General features: G+C 70.0%; 18 protein-coding genes. 9 read left to right on the top strand and 9 right to left on the bottom strand.

The features are described from left to right. From NM1_RS38635 to NM1_RS38650, 4 genes are all read left to right on the top strand, one after another. Nucleotides 1-365, top strand: a 365-nt coding sequence (locus tag NM1_RS38635) for a roadblock/LC7 domain-containing protein (RefSeq protein WP_068032444.1), incomplete at its 5' end; no start/stop codon positions are given. Nucleotides 366-372: 7 nt separating this feature from the next. Continuing rightward, complete coding sequence (locus tag NM1_RS38640; RefSeq protein ID WP_024800684.1) at nt 373-747, top strand: DUF742 domain-containing protein; 375 nt, start codon at nt 373-375, stop codon at nt 745-747. After that, nucleotides 728-1,330 carry a GTP-binding protein gene (locus tag NM1_RS38645; protein WP_174556957.1) on the top strand — a complete coding sequence of 201 codons (603 nt, stop codon included), beginning with the start codon at nt 728-730 and terminating at the stop codon, nt 1,328-1,330. Before NM1_RS38640 ends, NM1_RS38645 begins: the two co-directional genes overlap by 20 nt. A gap of 350 nt (nt 1,331-1,680) precedes the next feature. Next, nucleotides 1,681-2,325: a cysteine hydrolase family protein gene (locus NM1_RS38650; protein WP_068032447.1), complete on the top strand. Its 645-nt coding sequence runs from the start codon at nt 1,681-1,683 to the stop codon at nt 2,323-2,325. Between the two features lie 36 nt (nt 2,326-2,361). Here the strand turns inward: NM1_RS38650 and NM1_RS38655 are convergent, their stop codons facing one another. The 4 genes from NM1_RS38655 to NM1_RS38670 form a co-directional block, all read right to left on the bottom strand. After that, nucleotides 2,362-4,620 carry an ATP-dependent DNA ligase gene (locus NM1_RS38655; RefSeq protein WP_068032450.1) on the bottom strand — a complete coding sequence of 753 codons (2,259 nt, stop codon included), beginning with the start codon at nt 4,618-4,620 and terminating at the stop codon, nt 2,362-2,364. Between the two features lie 105 nt (nt 4,621-4,725). Beyond that, nucleotides 4,726-5,004 (bottom strand): antitoxin, encoded by a 279-nt coding sequence (locus tag NM1_RS38660; RefSeq protein WP_068032453.1) that lies wholly within the window; start codon nt 5,002-5,004, stop codon nt 4,726-4,728. Between the two features lie 63 nt (nt 5,005-5,067). Then, complete coding sequence (locus NM1_RS38665; protein ID WP_084520456.1) at nt 5,068-6,228, bottom strand: MBL fold metallo-hydrolase; 1,161 nt, start codon at nt 6,226-6,228, stop codon at nt 5,068-5,070. Then, nucleotides 6,228-6,953 (bottom strand): enoyl-CoA hydratase, encoded by a 726-nt coding sequence (locus NM1_RS38670; RefSeq protein ID WP_068032455.1) that lies wholly within the window; start codon nt 6,951-6,953, stop codon nt 6,228-6,230. The genes NM1_RS38665 and NM1_RS38670 overlap by 1 nt, the downstream gene beginning before the upstream one ends. A 96-nt stretch (nt 6,954-7,049) precedes the next feature. On the opposite strand from NM1_RS38670, the gene NM1_RS44385 reads away from it, so the two are divergent. Next, nucleotides 7,050-8,453, top strand: coding sequence for an NAD(P)-binding protein (locus tag NM1_RS44385; RefSeq protein WP_246011694.1), 1,404 nt, complete (start codon nt 7,050-7,052; stop codon nt 8,451-8,453). A 197-nt stretch (nt 8,454-8,650) separates the two neighbouring features. On the opposite strand, the gene NM1_RS38685 is transcribed toward NM1_RS44385, so the two are convergent. After that, nucleotides 8,651-9,508, bottom strand: coding sequence for an aldo/keto reductase (locus tag NM1_RS38685; protein WP_068032457.1), 858 nt, complete (start codon nt 9,506-9,508; stop codon nt 8,651-8,653). Nucleotides 9,509-9,608: 100 nt separating this feature from the next. Here NM1_RS38685 and NM1_RS38690 point away from each other — a divergent pair, with 100 nt between their 5' ends. Further along, nucleotides 9,609-9,884 (top strand): helix-turn-helix transcriptional regulator, encoded by a 276-nt coding sequence (locus tag NM1_RS38690; RefSeq protein ID WP_084520457.1) that lies wholly within the window; start codon nt 9,609-9,611, stop codon nt 9,882-9,884. After that, nucleotides 9,881-10,423: a hypothetical protein gene (locus NM1_RS38695; RefSeq protein ID WP_068032461.1), complete on the top strand. Its 543-nt coding sequence runs from the start codon at nt 9,881-9,883 to the stop codon at nt 10,421-10,423. The genes NM1_RS38690 and NM1_RS38695 overlap by 4 nt, the downstream gene beginning before the upstream one ends. An 80-nt stretch (nt 10,424-10,503) precedes the next feature. On the opposite strand, the gene NM1_RS38700 is transcribed toward NM1_RS38695, so the two are convergent. Continuing rightward, nucleotides 10,504-12,135, bottom strand: a complete 1,632-nt coding sequence (locus tag NM1_RS38700; protein ID WP_068032464.1) for an acetyl-coenzyme A carboxylase carboxyl transferase subunits beta/alpha — start codon at nt 12,133-12,135, stop codon at nt 10,504-10,506. Nucleotides 12,136-12,779: 644 nt separating this feature from the next. Between NM1_RS38700 and NM1_RS38705 the strand changes: the two genes are divergently transcribed. Beyond that, nucleotides 12,780-13,949 carry a lipase family protein gene (locus tag NM1_RS38705; protein ID WP_169814398.1) on the top strand — a complete coding sequence of 390 codons (1,170 nt, stop codon included), beginning with the start codon at nt 12,780-12,782 and terminating at the stop codon, nt 13,947-13,949. A gap of 117 nt (nt 13,950-14,066) precedes the next feature. Here the strand turns inward: NM1_RS38705 and NM1_RS38710 are convergent, their stop codons facing one another. The 3 genes from NM1_RS38710 to NM1_RS38720 form a co-directional block, all read right to left on the bottom strand. Next, nucleotides 14,067-14,711, bottom strand: coding sequence for a DUF8020 domain-containing protein (locus NM1_RS38710; RefSeq protein WP_068032470.1), 645 nt, complete (start codon nt 14,709-14,711; stop codon nt 14,067-14,069). A gap of 205 nt (nt 14,712-14,916) precedes the next feature. Then, nucleotides 14,917-15,654 (bottom strand): CbiQ family ECF transporter T component, encoded by a 738-nt coding sequence (locus NM1_RS38715; protein WP_068032474.1) that lies wholly within the window; start codon nt 15,652-15,654, stop codon nt 14,917-14,919. Beyond that, nucleotides 15,651-17,735, bottom strand: coding sequence for an ABC transporter ATP-binding protein (locus NM1_RS38720; protein ID WP_084520460.1), 2,085 nt, complete (start codon nt 17,733-17,735; stop codon nt 15,651-15,653). Before NM1_RS38720 ends, NM1_RS38715 begins: the two co-directional genes overlap by 4 nt. 628 nt (nt 17,736-18,363) lie before the next feature. On the opposite strand from NM1_RS38720, the gene NM1_RS38725 reads away from it, so the two are divergent. Next, complete coding sequence (locus NM1_RS38725; RefSeq protein WP_068032477.1) at nt 18,364-19,278, top strand: cation diffusion facilitator family transporter; 915 nt, start codon at nt 18,364-18,366, stop codon at nt 19,276-19,278. Nucleotides 19,279-19,351 lie beyond the last annotated feature (73 nt).

Here is a 19,351-nt window from a genome sequence, read left to right on the forward strand (position 1 = left end):
CGAACTTCGCCAACGAGGTTCCGGGCGTCGCTCATGCCGTGCTGGTTTCGGCGGACGGTCTGTTGATGGCCGCGAGCGCTCAGTTGCCCGTAGACCGTGCCGAACAGCTGTCTGCAGTGACCGCGGGGCTAGCCAGCCTCTCGGTCGGTGTGTCGAACCTGTTCGAAGGCGGCACCGTGCTGCAGTCGGTAGTCGAGATGGAACACGGCTACCTATTGCTGATGGCGGTCGGCGACGGCTCCTATCTGGCGGTCCTCACGAATACGTCCTGCGATATCGGACAAGTGGGATACGAGATGGCCTTGCTGGTCGAGCGCGTGGGCCAGACAGTTCAGGCCACACCTCGCGTCACGATGGGTTCCTGATGGTGGGATGGACATAGACAACCAGCGCATGGGGAGTGCCGAGCCCAGCCTCGTTCGCCCGTACTCACTGACCGCCGGTCGTACGCGGCCGACGGTCGAGTTGGCGTTGGAGGCGCTCGTCGCATCGCATCCGGTCGCCCTAGAGCGGCAGTTCGAGCTCACCAACATCGAGACGTCAATCGTGGAGTTGTGCAGAGAATCGCCGTCTGTCGCAGAATTGGCCGCCCGACTGGGTATTCCGATCGGGGTGGCCCGAGTGCTCGTGGCCGACCTCATCGAGGCCGGTCATGTGCGGGTTTCGGCGACTTTGAAAGACGATTCGAGCGACGATGAACGTCGCGAGCTGATCGAAAGGGTTCTCAGTGGACTCCGGCGTATTTGATTCGACGGCCCAGGTCGATACGCGAACCAGTAAGCCCACCTCGGCGAAGATCGTGGTCGCGGGTGGCTTCGGTGTGGGAAAGACGACCTTGGTCGGTGCCGTATCGGAGATCGTTCCGCTGCGCACCGAGGCATTGGTGACCAATGCCAGTGTCGGCGTCGACAGCCTGGCCGCCGTGCCGACGAAGAACACCACCACGGTGGCCATGGACTTCGGCAGGATCAGCCTCGCCGACGACCTCGTGCTGTACCTGTTCGGCACGCCCGGCCAGTACCGCTTCTGGTTCATGTGGGACGACCTGATCCGCGGCGCCATCGGCGCCGTGGTGCTGGTCGACACCCGCCGGCTGGAGGACAGCTTCGCCGCGGTGGATTACTTCGAGGCGCGCAGCCTGCCATTCCTGGTGGCCATCAACGAGTTCGACGATGCGCCGCGGTACCCCCTGGAAGACATCCGGCAGGCCCTCGCGGTGCCCGCGGACGTGCCGATCATGTCGATCGACGCCCGCAGACGCGAGCCGGTGAAGCAGGCGCTGGTCTCGGTCACCGAGTACGCGCTACGCAAGGTCGTGCAGGGGTACTAGCTGCGACGCACAGCGTCTCGGTTCGGGTGGCGGTGGGCACGAGTTGTGGTGCACCGCAGCGGGTTCCGGCACTGCGGTGAATCGCCCTGCCCTGCGCGGCCTTCCGGCTGAGACCTTCGGCACATGGTGGCGGTCCGCCGTCCGCTGTTCAGTGTTCGCTGCGGATTTGTCGATCGCAGCGGGCGCCGAACAACCGGCGGCGCCCGTTTCCGAGGCGATGCCATCTCGCCATTTCGTCATGTCCGGGCCGGGCAGCGACGAACAATGCTCCACTCCTTCGTAAGCCGGTGCGCCGCACCGGATTACCGGTAGGGTTGTGCCGAAAGGGCTGCGGCAGAAGGAGAAGCGTCGTGCGGCTGGGGAACGGTGTGGATATTCCGGAGAACCTCGACGACCTCTGCTCGCCGCGGCGGATGGCGGTGATCGTCTACGACATGCAGGTCGGGGTGCTGTCGCAGCTCGAGGACGGCGAGGAGATCATCGCCCGGGTGGAACGCGTGGTCCGGGCCGCTCGCCGCGGGGGATATCCCGTGATCTTCCTGCGGCACATGTTCCTGCCGCTCCGGCTGAGCGGGGTGTACGCCCTCCGGATGGCGATGGCCTGGCAGCGCGTGGATTCGGTGGACGATCTGAAACCGATCCTGCAGCGCGACACCCCGGGTTTCCAGCTGGTGCCGCAGTTGCAGCCGGGGCCGGGGGAGACCGTATTCGACAAGACCTCGATGTCGGCGTTCGAGGGCACGCCACTGGCCGCGGTGCTGCGCGACCTCGGCATCGTGTCCTACGCGATCGTGGGCGTGGCGCTGGAGATCGGTGTCGCGCCGACGGTCACCCACTCCACCGATCTCGGATTCGTGCCGGTGGTCATCCAGGATGCCTGCGGCGGCAAGGACAAGGAGGCGATGGCGCGGGCGCTCGACGACTTCGCCTTCCAGGGCAACGCGGTCGTGACGGATATCGACACCATCGTGCCGCTGTTGGAGCGGGCGGAGTAGTCGTAACGCCCGGGATGACCGGGGCGCCCGGGTAGCTCAATCTGTGGCCGGGATCCAGGCCGGGTGCCACATGCGGCCGGATTCGGTCCAGTTCATATAGCGCACAGTCCCTATAACCTTCGGCGAGGCCCAGACCGCGTCCTTGCGTTCTTCGGGGGTGAGTTCGTTCTCGAACGGGCTGGTCTTGCGCTCCAGCCGGTGCAGCTGGGTGGCCAACTCGGCCATCTCCTGCTCGCTGAAGCCGGTGCCGACCCGGCCCACGTAGAACAGCCGCCCCTCGTGATGGACGCCGACCAGCAGCGACGCGAACTGCCGCGCATCGCTGCGCCGGTAGCCGCCGACGACCACCTGCTGGGTGCGCCAGTTGCGGGTCTTCACCCACGACTGCCCGCGCCGTCCCGGCAGGTATACCGAATCCTTGCGCTTGGCGACGACACCCTCCATATCGTGCTCCTGGCTGTAGCGCAGCGCCTGCGCACCCGGTCCGTCCAGCTGCGGCGGCACCACCAGCGACGGCGCCCGCCCGGCCAGCGCCTCCAGCACGCGGCGGCGGTCGGAGAATCGCTTACGCACCAGCGAGGTGCCGTCCAGGTACAGCACGTCGAACGCGACGAACACCGCGCGCGCCGCATCGGCCTGCAGCAGGCCGAGATTCGCGACGCCGTGATCGTCGAAGACCACCGCCTCGCCGTCGAGCACCACATCGTGCCCCGAGAGCTCGCGGCCCAGGGCGGCCAGGCGCGGGTAGCGGCCGGTGACCGTATTTCCGGCGCGGCTGCGCAAGGTGACCGTGCCGCCCTCGATCTCGGCGATCAGGCGGAACCCGTCCCACTTCGTCTCGAATACCCACTCCTCGCCGTCGAGGGTGGAGACATCGCCGGTGGTGGCGAGCATGGGGGTCAGGCCGTGCGGGAACTGCGCCGGTTGCCTGGGCTTGTCGCTCGGAATCGGCGGCGCCGCAGGCGTTTCCGACTTCATCAGATGCATCAGCCACTGGTTGCCGTTGGTCTGGATGAACGCGAAGCGGCCCTCCACCCGGGAGCCGTGCAGGCGCACGATCACCTCGTCCTCGCGCCACTTCTCGGTCTCGTAGGTGCCCGAATCCCAGATCGTCATCTCACCGGCGCCGTACTCGCCCTTCGGGATGGCGCCGTGGAACTCCAGGTACTCGAGCGGGTGGTCCTCGGTGTGCACGGCCAGGCGGTTCTCGCTCGGGGAGGTGGGCGGCCCCTTCGGCACCGCCCACGACACCAGCACCCCGCCGCGTTCGAGCCGGACATCCCAGTGCAGCCGCCGGGCGTGATGCTCCTGGATCACGAAGCGGTCGCCCGAGCTCTCGGCCGGGGGCCCGGCGGGGACCGGCTCCGGGGTACGGGCCGGGTCGCGCATCGAGCGGTAGGTGGTCAGCGGGTCGGATATCTGCTCGCCGAGCGGGGGATCGAGCCCGGACAGCACGTCGCCGTGGTCGCGCCAGCGGTCCAGTGCCTCGTCGAAGGTCAAGTGCCGCAGGCGTTTGCGGTCCTCGATCTCCTCCCAGTTGCGCGGCGCCGCGACCGTCGGATAGGTGCGGCCGCGCAGCGAGTACGGCGCGATGGTGGTCTTGGACGGGTTGTTCTGGCTCCAGTCGAGGAAGATCTTGCCCGGCCGCGCAGCCTTGGACATGGTGGCCGTGACCAGCTCCGGGTGCAGCTTCTCCAGGCCGGTGGCCACCTGCTTGGCCACCGTGGACGCGCCGCCGGGGCTCAGCACGCGGTCCAGCGGGACGTAGACGTGAATGCCCTTGCTGCCGCTGGTCACCGGGTAGGCGTCCAGGCCGGCGTCGCGCACCGTATCGCGGATCCACAGCGCGACCTGGGCGCAATCGGCCAGCTCGACGCCGGGGCCGGGATCCAGATCGAACACCAGCCGGGTGACCGGCCCGCGCTCGCCGTCGACGAAACGCCATTGCGGCACATGGATTTCCAGCGAGGCCTGCTGCCCGAGCCAGGCCATCCCGGCCACAGTGTCGATGACCGGGTAGGTCACGCGGCGATCGGAATGCTCGACCGTGTGCCGCTGGATCCACTTGGGTGCGTGGGTGGCCAGATTCTTCTCGAAGAACGACGGCTCGTCGACACCGTTGGGCCAGCGCTTGCGGGTGACCGGGCGGCCCGCGATATGCGGGAGCAGGGCGGGGGCGATCGCGGTGAAATAGTCGATGACCTCGCCCTTGGTGGTGCCGGTGGCCGGGTACAGCACCTTGTCGAGGTTGCTCAGCTCAACCTCGATACTCCCGAACCGGCGGCGGGACACCATATTCGAAGTCTAGAGGCCCATACCGACAGACAGCCTCCGCGGAGACGGCGACGGGCCGCTCACGTCCCGGTCTCGAGACGCCGAACGGCCCGTCGTGGCGATCTGTCAGCCCTTGGGCTGGTTCGGATCGACCGGGGGTTCCGGGGCCGGAGGCGGGGGCGGCGGCGTCGCCTCGCCCTGGCCACCGGGCGCCTGGTCCTGCTCGGGAATGGCGCCCTTGACCTTCTCGGTGCCCTTCTCGATCTTGTCGGAGTACTTGCCTCCGGTCTTCTCGTCGATGAAGGATCCGGCCTTGTCCACCGCGCCGTGGATCTTCTCGGCGTTCTCGGCGGCTGCCTCCCTACCCTTGCCGACCAAGCCCTTGAGCGTGTCCATCAGACTCATCGGTCCTACTCCTAACTCATCGGTCTTCGGCTGGATCACCGGCGACGGGTCGCGCACGCCGCCCTAGCGCACATCTTCCCACCACGAGACCTGCGGTGATACCGCATTCGCATCGATCCGCTGGCCGGGCAGTGGGACGGCCACCGGTGTTCCCGCGGCCTGCGCCGCCGCCACCAGCCGCTGAACCGGCTCCGACCAGCCGTGGAAGGCCAGGTTGAACGTCGCCCAATGGATCGGGATCAGCAGCCCGCGCCGCGGATCGCCGACACACACATCGGCGTGGGCACGCACCGCCTCCTCCGGATTCATGTGAACATCCGGCCAGTGCACGTCGTACGCGCCGATCGGCAGCAGGGTCAGATCGAACGGGCCCAGCGTCGCGCCGATCTCCGCGAACGCCTTGGTGTACCCGGTATCGCCGCCGAAGTAAATACGACGCGCCGGTCCCGCGATCACCCAGGATGCCCACAGCGTCGTGTTCCGGACCAGCCCGCGGCCCGAGAAGTGCCGGGCCTCGGCGCAGGTGATCACCAGGTCGCCGGTGCGGCCGTCGCCCCGGTCCGGAAGGGAAACCGAAGTGCCCCAATCCAATTCGATGATCCGATGCTCGGGCACGCGCCACTTGCGCAGGTGCGCCCCGATGCCGATCGGCACGACGAACGGCGCCTCCTGGGTGGCGGTCAAGGTGCGCACCGTATCCCGGTCCAGATGGTCGTAGTGGTCGTGCGAGATGACGATCGCGTCGACCGGGGGCAGCTCATCGAGCGGCAGCGGCGCCGGGTGCAGGCGGATGGGGCCGACGGTCGGCGACGGCGAAACCCGTTCGCTCCATACCGGATCCGTGAGAACCCGGTACCCGTCGACCTCCAGCAGCGCCGACGCGTGCCCCAGCCAGGTGACCGCCAGCTCGCCCGCCTCGCGCGGGATATCCGGTGTGGCGAGCGGGATCTCGCCCGTGGGACGCCCCACCCCGTTGCGGGTCAGGGCCGAGAACAACAGCGACAGGCCGGATCCCGGTGCGAACTGGGTGCTCGGCTCGGTGTTGTGGAACTGCCGGTTGCGGTAGCTCGCCGACCCGGCCGCCAGCGGCGCGATCGCCGCCACCGACGCGCCCAGCGCCTCCGGCAGTCCGCGGGCCGCGCGCAGCGCCCAGGTCAGGCCGACGGCCCCGGCCACGCCCAGGGCGGTCCGGCGTGCGGTGGTGAGCAGGTAGTTCGGATCCATCAGTGCCCCACGAACTTCGCCGCGCGCTTCTGTTCCCGGGCTAGTCGCGCCTCCGTGGCGTCGTCGCTGCGCCACGCCGCCTCCAGGGCCTCGCGCTGTTCGGGAGTGTCCTCGCCGCGGGTGCCGTCGTCGTTGAACACCAGCTTCATGTGGCGCAGCGACAGCGGGGCCAGTTCGGCGATCGACTTCGCCCACGACTGGGCGTCGGCGAGCGTGCCGATCCGGTTGGCGAAGCCGAACGCGTATGCGTCCGAAGCGGTTACGGGTTCGGCGCCCATCAGCATGGTGCGTGCGGGACCGCCGCCGATCAGCGACACCAGTCGCCGAATCGTCCAGCGGTCCACGGAGATGCCGATTTTCGCGGCCGGGATCGCGACGTAGGAATCGGGGCTCATCACCCGCAGATCCGAGGCCAGCGCCAGCTGCACGCCCGCGCCGAGGGCGCCGCCCTCGATCGCGGCGATCACCGGCACGGGGACGGTCTCGAGGGTGCGCAGCATGCCCATCAGCGCGTCCAGGAAGGTCTGGGAGTACACGCCGGACAGGTCCGCGCCCGCGCTGAAGATCGGGCCCTGGCCGGTGAGGACGATGACCCGGGCGTCGGCGGCAGCGGCCGTCACGGCGTCGCGCAGTCGCCCTACCAACTCGTCGTTGAGGGCGTTGCGGCGCTCCGGGCGCTGCAGTTCGATGGTGACCACGTCGCCATCGCGACTGACTCCGAGCATCTGACCTCCCCGTCCGTACGGTCCCTGAATACCTTTACTTTATGCGGCTCGAGGTCGAGTGCCCGCACTCGACGCACCCCGCGTACCGTGGCGGCGGTGACCGCACCCGATTTCGAGATCCTGGTGATCGGCGCCGGACAGGCCGGATTGTCGGCCGGCTATCACCTGCGGCGGCTCGGATTGCGGCCCGAACAGGACTTTCTCATCCTCGATCACGCACCGGGGCCCGGTGGGGCCTGGCAGTTCCGCTGGCCGTCGCTGACGCTGAGCACGGTGAACCGGGTGCACGATCTGCCCGGGATGTCGTTCGCGGAGACGCTGCCGGAGGGTTCGGACAACGCGCAGGCCGCCACCGCGGTCCCGCACTACTTCGACCTGTACGAGAAGCGTTTCGACCTGCGGGTTCATCGGCCGACGTCGGTACGGGTGGTGTGCGACCGCGCCACCGCCTCCACCTGCCCCGACCAGGCGGTGGACGGCCTTCTGCACGCCGAGACCGAGGTAGGGGCGGCGGGTGGAGGTGGCGCGCCGCCCGGTACGGGGCGGAGTGCGACTCTCGGTGATGTGGATTCCGAATTATCCAGTGCTGCAGGGGATTCAAGTGGAACGCAAGCGGTTCGGCCCGCTGTCGGCGACCACCCGGGGCCGCAGTCGGATACCGCGATGGCGGGGCCGAGCGGCGCGATGGTAGGGCCGGGTGCCGCGGTGGCGGGGCAGGGTATGACAGGGTCGGGGGCGAGTATCGGCTCGGGGCGAGAGGTGGCGGACTCCAGCAGCCTGCCGGGCTCGACGGTGCGGGTGCGCGGGATCATCAATGCGACCGGGACCTGGGAGAAGCCGTTCATTCCGTACTACCGCGGTGCGGAGACGTTCGCGGGGCGGCAGCTGCACGCGCACGACTACCGCACCGCTGACGACTTCGCGGGCAAGCATGTCGTAGTCGTCGGGGCCGGGGTCTCGGCGGTGCAGCTGCTCGACGAGATCTCGCAGGTGACGACCACGACCTGGGTGTCGCGGACCGAACCGCGGTGGCGGGAGGGGCCGTTCACGCCGGATGCGGGCCGACGGGCCGTGGCGATGGTGGAGGACCGGGTGCGGCGCGGGTTGCCGCCGCGGTCGGTGGTGTCGGTGACCGGGTTGCCCGTCGACGATCGGGTCCGGGCCGCGCGTGCCCGAGGCGCCCTGGACTGGCATCCGATGTTCCAGCGGATCGAGCCCGAGGGCGTCCGCTGGGCCGACGGCCGCTTCCAGTCCGCCCAGATCATCTTGTGGGCCACCGGTTTTCGCAGCGCCCTCGACCACCTCGCGCCGCTGCGCCTGCGCGGCCCCGGCGGCGGCATCACCATGACCGGCCGCCTCGCCACCCAGGTAGCCGCCGACCCCCGCATCCACCTGCTCGGCTACGGCCCCTCCGCCAGCACCATCGGCGCCAACCGCGCAGGCCGCGCCGCCGCCACCGAACTCACCACCTACCTGGGGCTCCCCCCTAGCACTCGATGACGCACCCCGCGCATGCGCACGCACCCCGCGCATCGCTTGCACAGGGTGCGGCGATCAGCACGGGGTGCGGGAAAGCGTAGAGCCAGGCCGCCGACGCTTGGTCCTGCAATCTGGCGGCGCGCTTGGTCCTGCAATCTGGCGGCGCGCTCGGTCCTGCAATCTGGCGGCGCGCTCAGTGCTCCAACCCGACGGCGCGCTCAGTCCTCCAACCCGACGGCGAAGACGTCCGGGTCGGGGCCGACTCGGGTGGCGGTGTCGAGGGCCGTGATGACCTGCATCTGCTCGGTGGTCAGCTCGAAGGAGAAGACCTCGAAGTTCTCCTGGATGCGGGCCGGTGTCACCGATTTCGGGATGACCACGTTGCCCAGCTGCAGGTGCCAGCGGATGATCACCTGGGCGGGGGAGCGGCCGACCTCGGAGGCGACCTGGGCGATCGTCGGATCCTTCAGCTCGGCGCCCTGGCCGAGCGGGCTCCAGGCCTCGGTGGCGATGCCGTGTTCGGCGTGGAAGGCGCGCAGCTCGGGCTGCGCCAGGCTGGGATGTAGCTCGATCTGGTTGACCGCCGGGGTCTCGCCGGTCTCCGCGATCACCCGCTCCAGGTGATCGCGGTGGAAGTTGGACACCCCGATGGAGCCGATCTGGCCCTGGGACTTCAGCGCCTGGAAGGCCCGGAAGGTGTCGACGAACCGATCGGCCCCCGCGACCGGCCAGTGGATCAGGTAGAGGTCCAGATAGTCCAGGCCCAGGCGCTGCATGCTGGCGTCGAACGCCCGCAGCGTCGAGTCGTAACCCTGGTCGGAATTCCACAGCTTGGTGGTGAGGAAGACCTCGTCACGCGGCAGCCCGGACTCCCGGATGGCCCGGCCCACCTCCGCCTCGTTGCCGTAGACCATGGCGGTGTCGATGCTGCGGTACCCGACCTCCAGGGCCGTGGTCACGGCCTTGAAAGCCTCCGTCTCGGCCACCTGGAACACACCGAAACCGAGCTTCGGGATCACGTTCCCGTCGTTCAGCACGATCGACGGTACTGCGCTGGTCTCGCTGCGAAAGGTCACCGTTCCGACCGTAGAAGCGGTTTGCCGACCCGTCAACGAACCCTCCGAGCGTGTTCGAGCGCGCTTGACAATGTGTTGGGTTTTTACAACACTCTGTTGTGTGAGTCCAGTTAGAAGGGGTGAAACCCTCCCGATCTACAACCGGATCGCGGTGTTGCGGGCCGAGCATCGGATGAGCCGGGCCGCGCTGGCCGAGGCGGTGAACGTCAACGTTCAGACGATCGGCGCGCTCGAGCGCGGCGACCACTACCCGAGCCTCGACCTGGCGCTGCGGATCTGTGAGGTGTTCGGACTCCCCGTCGAGGCGGTGTTCTCGCGCAGCGAGTTCACGCCGCTCTCGGCCGAGGTCTATCAGCGTGCGAAAGGACAGCCATGACGTCTCCGGCCAATACCCTGCTCGACCGCTATCAGGACTACCGGGTCCGCCGCTGGCTGGTCTACGACGAGCGGACCTCCGGAATGCTGCCGGGCTGGCGAAGCCGCGCGCGGCGGCGGGCGCTGGTGGTCGCGGTGGCCGCGGCAATCGCGGTGTTGTTCGTGGTCGGGGTGCTGTGCGCGTTCGACCTGCGATGGGCGCCCCTGATCTGGCTGCCCGCCGCGGCGGTCTTCCTCCCGGCGTGGACCGTGCTGCGGATCGTGTCGCAGCGGCAGGACAGCGCGCCGACGCCGACGCTGGACGAATTCGAGATCGCCCAGCGCAATACCGCCCGCTCGATCGGGCTGACGTTGACGCAGTCGCTGACCCTGGTGCCGCTGCTGTACCTGATCGCCGCGGGCGCGGTCTTCCCGGAGGCCGATGCGTTCCGCACGGCCTACGCCGGTGGCGCCATGGCGCTGGCCGCGCTGCTGGCCGGTGGGTGCGCGCCCGGGATGATCCTCGGATGGACCCAGCCGGATCCCGAGCCCGAGCCCTGATCGATTGGGGCGCTGCGCCTTTCGTCGTGAGTGAGCGCAGAACCCCGCGGCACCGCTGCCGAATGCTGGTGCGGCAGTGGTCAGCCGGGGGTCTTCGGGAGCCCCAAGCGCCGATAGCGGGCCTGGCGTGTTCTCTGCAATTCGTCCCGGGGGAGTGAGCGTAAGGCGGCCAACTCGCCGGCCAGGGCGGTGATCATGCGCCGGGCGAAGTCGACGGGTTCGTCTGCGGCGTCCGGGTATTCGGGGACTATCCGATCGGCGATACCGTCCGCCAGCAGTGCCTTGGCGCGAATGCGCTGGGCCGCAGCCAGTTCCGGGGCGTGTTCGGCATCGCGGTAGACGATCGCGCTGGCGCCCTCCGGTGGCAGCGGTGCCAGCCACGAGTGCCGGGCGGCCAGTACGCGGTCGGCCGGGAGCAGCGCCAGGGCCCCGCCGCCGCTGCCCTGGCCCAGCAGAACCGAGACGGTGGGCGTCTCGAGGGTGACGAGATCGGCTATGCAGCGGGCTATTTCGGGAGCCAGGCCGCGTTCCTCGGCCTCGCGGGACAGGGCGGCACCGGCGGTATCGATCACGAGGATCAGCGGCAGCCGCAGTTCCGACGCGAGATGCATGCTGCGCCTGGCTTCCCGCAGCGCGGCCGGACCCATGGTGTTCTCGCCGGTCTGCCCCGCTCGGTCGTGGCCGAAGATCACGCAGGGCTCCCCGCGCAGCCTGGCCAGTGCGTGGACGACGGTCCGGTCCGATTCCCCCTGCCCCGTCCCGCTGAGCGGCACCCGATCGGTGGCGTGCCGCAGCAATTGCCGGATACCCGGCCGCTCGGGGCGGCGTGAGAGCGTGACCGCCCGCCAGGTCGCCTCGAGATCCGGGCCTTGTTGTGGGGCAATATTTTCCGGAGCCGAAGGTGATTCGATGCCGCGCGAATCGCCCGGCTCGGTGCCCCGCGGCGCGGGTCGGTCGCCACGGATTACAGGAGTACCCGGGTCGGCTCCGGCCGCCTCCGCCGGAGCGGTGGAGGTCGGCCCGCCGGTCGTGACGTTGAGTACGCGGTGGGCGATGCGGCGGAACACCCGCACCGGGACCACGCCGTCGATCACCCCGTTGCGGTACAGGTTCTCCGCGGTCTGCACGCCTTCCGGAAACGGGTGTCCGTAGAGCGTCTCGTACACCCGCGGGCCGAGGAAGCCGATCAGGGCGCCCGGCTCCGCGAAGGTCATGTGGCCCAGCGAACCCCACGACGCGAACACGCCGCCCATGGTCGGGTCGCGCAGATACACCAGGTACGGGTGCCCGGCCGACTTGTGTGCCGCGACCGCGCCCGCGATCTTGACCATCTGTACGAAGGCCACGGTGCCCTCCTGCATCCGCGTGCCGCCCGAGGTCGGCGAGGCCAGCAGCGGGAGCCCGAGCGCGGTGGCCCGCTCGACCGCCGTCACGATGCGCTCGGCCGCGGCAACCCCGACCGAGCCCGCGAGAAAGCCGAATTCGCAGGCGACCACGGCCACCCGCCGCCCCCGCAGCCTGCCCTCGCCGGTCAGCACGGACTCGTCGGTACCGGCCCGCTCGGCCGCGGCCCGCAACTCCGCCCGATACCGCGGACCCGCGTCGACCTCGACCGGCGGCCGATCCCAGCCGACGAACGACCCGCTGTCCAGCAGTTCGCCCAGAAGCTCCCGCGCCGATATCTTCACGCGCCGAGCGTAACCAGCGCCCATGCGGTGGGTGCGTTCGCGACGCGGCGCGCGGGCCGGACGCAGCGGCCGGGTGTGATCGGTCGGTGGCAAGCACGGCTGCGCATCGTGTTCGCATCTGCGGTTCGTGAGGCTGCACGTGCGAAGTGGCGGGTGCGGGTCTGCAAACGTGAATGGGGGTGGTCGGCAGACGTCGGACGGTTTGTCGAGCAGGGCCGAAGCGGGCGGCGCGAGTTCACGATGCAGTGAACGTTCGGTGTCGAACCTTCTCGGCCGACGGCTGCCGGGCTTCGGGAGGTGGGCGGAAAGCGCTGTGGCACACGAACGGTCGTTCACGCTGGCGTGGTTACGGAACGGGGTGTGGGTGGCCTCCTTGGGACACAGTGCGGCAATGGCCGTTGACCTGCATGTTTGCCGGGGTTACGGTAATGGACCCGATGATGTGGAGCGGTCGGTGCGGACCCGTGGCCGGTGTCCCCGCGCGTCGGTGTGGGTGACGCGGAGGCACGATGAGAACCGGGCGCACGTCGTTGACGTATCAGGAAATAGTCTGCCGTGCGGTATGTTTCGGCATGCCGTGGCGGTCGGTATCGAGGGGCGCACCGACTGTCGGCGCGGCAGCACGGCAACGCGTTCGTCGCGGCTGGACGGCGTTGCTCGTTGTGGCCGTGACCGCGCTGTCCACCTTGCTGTCGACACCCGTTGCGCGAGCGGACATCCCGCTACCAGATAACGACCCGTTCTACGCGGCGCCCGCCGACCTCGCGGCGCAACCCAACGGAGCGGTCCTCGGCTCCCGCGCGATCCCGCTGTTCGACCTGCCGATCCCGGTGTCGGCGTGGCAATTGCGCTATCGCACCACCGATTCCACGGACGGCCCGCTGCTCGACGTGGCGACGGTGATCGTGCCGCCGGTGCCCTGGGCGGGCCCGCGGCCACTGCTGTCGTATCAGGTGCCCGAGGACAGCCTGGGCACTCGGTGCGCGCCGTCGTTCGCCTTGCGCGGCGCACGCGATTTCGGCGTGGTGAACACCATGCTGGACGTGCCGTTCCTGATGGAGGCGCTGCGGCGCGGCTGGGCGGTGGTGGTCTCCGATTACGAAGGGCCGCAGTCGCGGTTCTTCGACGGGGTGACCGCCGGGCGCGCGGTGCTGGACGGGATCCGGGCCGCGCGGTCCTTCCCGCCCGCCGGTGCCGGCGGCGGGCCCGTCGGGGCGTGGGGGTATTCGGGTGGCGCGTTCGCCACGCTGTGGGCGGCACAGTTGCGCGCGGAATACGCGCCGGACGTGTGGTTCTCGGGGATCAGCGCCGGTGGTGTCCCGGCCGATATTCCGGCGATCGCGCAGCGGGTCGACGGCGGCGTGCAGGCGGGGCTGGCCGTGCTGATTCTGATCGCGCTGGCCCGCAACAACCCCGACTCCGGGCTGCTCGAACTGCTGAACGAGCGCGGTCGTGCACTACTGGCCGACAATGCCACCGCGTGCGGATCCGACCTGGTGCCGAAGTATGCGGGCGCCCGCGTGGACGACTTCTCCACGGTCCCGAATCTGCTGGCGCATCCGGTATTTCGGGCCACGGCCGACCCGCACGAGCTCGGCGGCTCGGTGCCCGACACCCCGCTGTACCTCTACCACGGCGTCACCGACGATGTGATCCCGGTCGCGGGCTTCAGTGCGCTGGTCGAGAACTACTGCGCCCAGGGGGCCACGCTCACCGCCATTCATTCACCGTTCCCGTCGCACAACGGCGCCGCGATCGGTGAGGCGTTCGGCGGAATGAACTTCCTCTCCGATCGATTCGCGGGCGTGCCGGTACCTCCGGGCTGTGCGGTGCGCTGAGCTTGCGAGTGTGGATCCCGGCCAGAAGCACGCCGGGACGACGAGATCGGGCGGTGAGCGAGGCAGCCGCACCCCGCACTGGCCCGGAATCGGGCAAGTCGGGATGCGGCTGGTAGCTCAGCGGCCGGTGGTGTCCATCCATTTGGTGGTGCCGGGCGGGGCGGACAGCGTGCTGGCCAGGTCGACACCGGCGATGATCAGGGCCGGACCGCCGACGACCAGGGTGCCGATGATGCCGCCGATCGCGGCCCCGGCGATGACGCTGGCGACGACCGTCGGCCCGGCGACGATGCCGGTGAGCCCGACCAGCGCGCCGAGGGCGGTGCCGATGAATCCGCCGATCGCGGTGGCGAGCCCGAACTGGGATCCGAACGCTTCCATAGCGCGCTGGTTCTCCTCCAGCGATGCCACCGGCGTGACCTGCACCGGGCGGGCCGCGGCCACATCCTTGACCGCCGTCAGCTCCAGGACTCGTCCGTCCTCACGCACCTGGTGCGGCATGGGATATTCCAGGCCGTCCTGCCGGAACGACAGCGGGAGCGTGACCAGCGTCTCGCCCGCGGCGGACCTGATGTCCACCGTGCGTTGATCGCCCGACACTTGGAAGAATCCGTCGTGCAGTGTGGTGTGAACGGTGTTGCCCGCCAGGGTGGTTTCGTACCGCACCTCGGGTGTGGCGGGCGCTGCGTGGGTGGCGCCGGCCCCAACGGCTACCCCCATGATCACCGGTATCGCCGCAGCGGTGAACTTGCGCAGAATCATTTTCGGTTGTTCCCATCTTCATCAGGAATGAAAGCGTCGGAAAGCCCCCCGGACGCGCGCTTCGATCGACACCCCTGTCTCACCCCTGCTGCGCGCGGAGCCGTCGACCCGGCTGACCGACTCTGTAACCATACCTTTACCAGCGGTGTCTATCCCCCGAAAATTCCCCCGAGAGAGGATATTTCGTCCGACCGGTGGGTTTGCCCTACGTCAGAAGATCAATCAGGACGGCGCCCACGCACACCACCACGACGATGGTCAGCGCGACGGCGTCCCGAAGTCCCGGCCCGCCGGGGCGCGCGGTGAGCTGGCCGGTGCCGCCGCGCGCGGTGATGGCCTCGCCGAGCTCCCCGGCCCGGCGGGTGGCGACCGCCATTGCGGCGGTGAGGATGTCGAGCAGGGGATTGACCGCCGCGCGCTGCAGCGCGGAGTCCTTGGGCCGCAGCCTGCGTGCGGCGCGCAGCAGGCGCATCTCGTCCAGCAGCAACGGCAGGCCGCGCAGGGTGAGCGCGACCACCACGGCCCACTCGTCCACGGGCACACGCAGTTTGCGCAGCGGTGCGCCCAAAGTGGCCAGCGCCGGGGCGATCTCACCCATCGGCGTGGTCCAGGCGATCAGGAACGAGCTGGCGACGAGGGTCAGCCCGAACGCGGTGACCTGCGCGTACCGCAGCACCGCGGCCTCGCCGACCGGCACGTTGAGCAGGGCCCCCGCCGCCAGCAAACCCCAGAACCACCAGGGCAGCCGCGGCAGCGTCCCTAGCGGCAGCCGGGCCGTCGCGACGACGACCACCAGGAACAGCACGGTCATCCCGAGCACCGGCCAGGACGGCAACACCATCAGCAGCACGCTGATCAGGAACGCCCCGACCATCTTGGTGCCCGCCCACAGCCTGTGGATCGGGCTGTCGACCGGGACCTCGCGCAACAACACCGTGCTCATGACGGGTCTCCTGTCGCATCGGGGCGGTGCAGCCGTGCCCAGGCCGTGGCGGTCTGTTCGGCCATGGGCGCGGGGGCCTGCGGTTCGACGGCGGAAGTCGACTGCGGGGCGGTCTCCAGGATCCGGCCGGAGCTCAGATGCACGGTCCGGTCGCACACGGCGGTCATATCGACCACGTCGTGCGAGATGACGATCAGGGTCAGCCCCGAATCGCGCAGCCGGGCGAGCAGTTCCACCACCTCGGCGCGGCCCTGCGGATCGAGCCCCGCGAGCGGCTCGTCGAGCACCACCACCTGCGGCCGGGCGGCCACGATCGCCGCCAGCACGACCCGCTTGGCCTGGCCGCCGGACAGCGATTCGATCGACCGCGGTGCCAGCGCGCGGTCCAGGCCCACGGCATCCAGCGCCCGGCCGACCGCGCCGGAACCGGTCCCGCTGCCGCCCCAGTCCTCGATCTCGGCCCCCACGGTCTGCCGCTGCAACTGCAGCCGGGAATGCTGAAAGGCCAGCTCCACCGCGCCGATTCGCCGATGCACCGGGCGGACGTCGCGCTCCTCGCGCAGCTCGCAGCGACCGGCGGTGGGCACGGTCAGCCCGGCCATGATCCAGGCCAGGGTCGACTTGCCGGAGCCGTTGCCGCCGACCACCAGCAGCGCCTCCCCGCGCCGCACCGTGAGGTCGACGCCGTGCAGCGCCGGTGCGGCCCACGGGGTGCCGCGGTTGTAGGTGTGCCGCACGTCGCGCAGCTCCAGCAGCGGCTCGCCCATCGGACGCCGCCGCGGATCGCGCACAGGCCGCGGCCAGGTCGGCAGCCGATCCACCTGGTATCCGCCCGACAGGTGCACCACGCGGTCGGCGGCCGCCGCATCGGCCTCGTGATGGGTGACCAGCACCACCGCCATCGGATGTCGTTCGGGCAGCCGCGACAGCAGCGCGACCAACTCGCGCCGGCCGTCGGGATCGATCATCGAGGTGGCCTCGTCGGCGATGAGCAGCGCTGGTCTGCGCGCGAGGGCCGCGGCGACGGCGAGCCGCTGCTGCTGGCCGCCGGACAGTGTGGCGGTTTCGGCGCCGCCCAGGTTGTCGAGGCCGACCTCGGTCAGCAGCGCCTCGATATCGACCTGCGCGGCGAGCTCGGGTGACAACCCCCACACCACGTCGTCGGCGACCAGCACACCCAGCGTCTGGCTCTCCGGTCGCTGCAGCACCAGCGCGGTGCCGCCGAGCACGCCGAGCCCCGCCGAACCGGGCCGCTCGACCGTTCCGCCGGTCGGCGGGCGACCGGCCAGTACGCGGGTCAGCGTCGACTTGCCGGAGCCGTTGTGGCCCACCACGGCGACGAATTCGCCGATCCGGACGGTGAGATCGATCCCGGACAGCGCGTCGGTCCGCGCCTCGGGATAGCGGAACGACACCTGGCGCAGCGTGACCGGCAGCGGCGCGACCGGGCGATCGTCGAGCGGCGCGTCGAGCCGATCCGTGCCGGGCAGCCAGGTGAGCCGGTCCAGGACCGAACCCAGCGCGAACCACGAGAACAACGCCGTCGCAACGATTCCGATCAGCACCCCGCCCGCGGCGAACGCCCACCACCAGCGCAGCACCAGATCGGCGAACTCCGCGACGGCGTTCCCGAACGAGTCCAAGTTGGCCCGGGCGGCCAGCTTCTGCACGCCGCGCGAGGCGTTGCGGATGTTGTCGAACAGCAGGTTGCGCGCGGTGCTGAAGATCAGCAGCCACCCCACCGAGACCGCCGACCAGCCGAGGCCGGCGAGGATCGACAGCCCGAGCACCGCCACCGGTCCGCCGCGGCGGCGCTTGACGGTGCCGACGATGCCGCCGATCGTCGCCACGCTCACCACGGCGACCGCGGGCACCAGCCCGGCCGCGACGAAGGTCACGAGCGTGGTGGCGACCGCCGCGGTGAAGGTGGCGCGCAGCCGGTAGCGGTGCGCGAGCAGCCCCATGGGCACCGCCGCGACCAGATTCAGGGCCGCCGCGAACGGGATCACCGATCCGATGGTCACGAGGCCGACGGTGACGCCGCCGAGCACCGCCGCGGTGGCGAGTTCGACGGGCCGCAGCGGGCCGTGCCCGAGGGATGACGCGCCGGGGCCGTAGGCCGACCGGACGCTCGGTCCGTCGTCCTGCGCGACGTTGTGATCCCCGGGTACGGCGTGGTGGTCCCCGGGTGCGGCGTGGTGGTCCCCGGGTGCGGCGTGGTGATCCGTGGGTGCGGCGTGGTGGTCCCCGGGCGCGGCGTGATGATCCGTGGGTGCGGCGTGGTGGTCCCCGGGCGCGGCATGGTGATCCGTGGGTGCGGCGTGGTGGTCCCCGGGCGCGGCGTGATGATCCCTGGGCGCGGCGTGATGATCCGTGGGCGCGGCATGGTGATCCGCGGGCGGGGCGTTGTGCTCGATGGACCGTCGGCCCCTGTGCTCGGTGGACGGCTCGCCACCGTGCTCGGCGGACGGTTGGTGGCCGCCTGTGGTTCGCGGCTCGCCGCGGTGTCCGAAAGGCGGCCCGTCGCCGGGCGGGGATGGAGCGGTCACGGGTCAAGTCTGCCAGTTCGCCCACGGCGCGGGTCGGGCGCGAACCCCGCGTCAGCACTCCCGCACCCCTTGTCGGTTCTCGCACCCGTTACAGGGGCTTGCAGGGCGTGCGGGGGCATGCAAGGTGTGCGGGAGTGCTGGTGCGGCATAGGTTGTGGTTGTGGGTCTTGATCATGCGCACGGCGTCGGGCCGGAGAGTGCCTCGGGTAAGTACCTGCATCGGCTGGTGTTCGCGCTGGGGATCGGGATCGCCTTCCTGGTTGCCGAGGTCGTGACGGCCGTCCTGACCCGGTCGCTGGCGCTGCTGTCGGATGCGGCGCACATGCTGACCGATGTATTCGGCCTGGTGATGGCGCTGGCCGCGATTCTGCTCGCCAAGCGCAGCCGGCCGACCTTCTCGCGCACGTTCGGCTACTACCGCGCGGAGGTGCTGGCGGCGCTGGCCAATGCGGTGCTGCTGTTCGCCGTCGCCGCGTACGTGCTGTACGAGGCGATCCTGCGGCTGGGGGAGCCGCCGGAGGTGCCCGGGCTGCCCGTGCTGATCGTCGGCGCGCTCGGCCTGGTGGCGAATGTCGTCTCGCTGCTGCTCCTGCGCTCCGGGGCCAAGGAGAGCCTGAATCTGCGCGGCGCGTATCTGGAGGTGCTGGCGGATCTGATCGGTTCGCTGGGCGTGCTGCTGTCCGCGGCGATCACCCTGCTCACGCACTGGCCCTATGCCGACATGATCGTCGGTGTGCTGATCGGGCTGTGGGTGCTGCCGCGCACCTGGGTGCTGGCGCGGCGCTCGCTCCGCATCCTGTTCCAGCACAGCCCCGAGGGCGTCGACGTCGAACGGATCGCCGCCGCGCTGCAGGCCGTCCCCGGCGTCGCCGACGTCCACGACCTGCACGTGTGGACCCTCACCTCCGGAATGGAGGTGGCCTCGGCCCACCTGACCACCACCGCCGACCACGACAGCGACGAAATCCTCCGCTCCGCCCAGCGCATCTTGGCCGACAACTTCCACATCGAACACGCCACCCTGCAAGTAGAGCGAGCCGACACCGCCCGCCACTGCGGCGAACTCTCTTGGTGACCGCTGTCCGTCTCGGCGGGCAGTGGATCCCCGCCTCACGGCCCCAGGGGGCCGTGAGGCGGGGAATGCCGGG

It is taken from the genome of Nocardia mexicana NBRC 108244 (assembly GCF_001613165.1).
Taxonomy (GTDB): Bacteria; Actinomycetota; Actinomycetes; order Mycobacteriales; family Mycobacteriaceae; genus Nocardia; species Nocardia mexicana.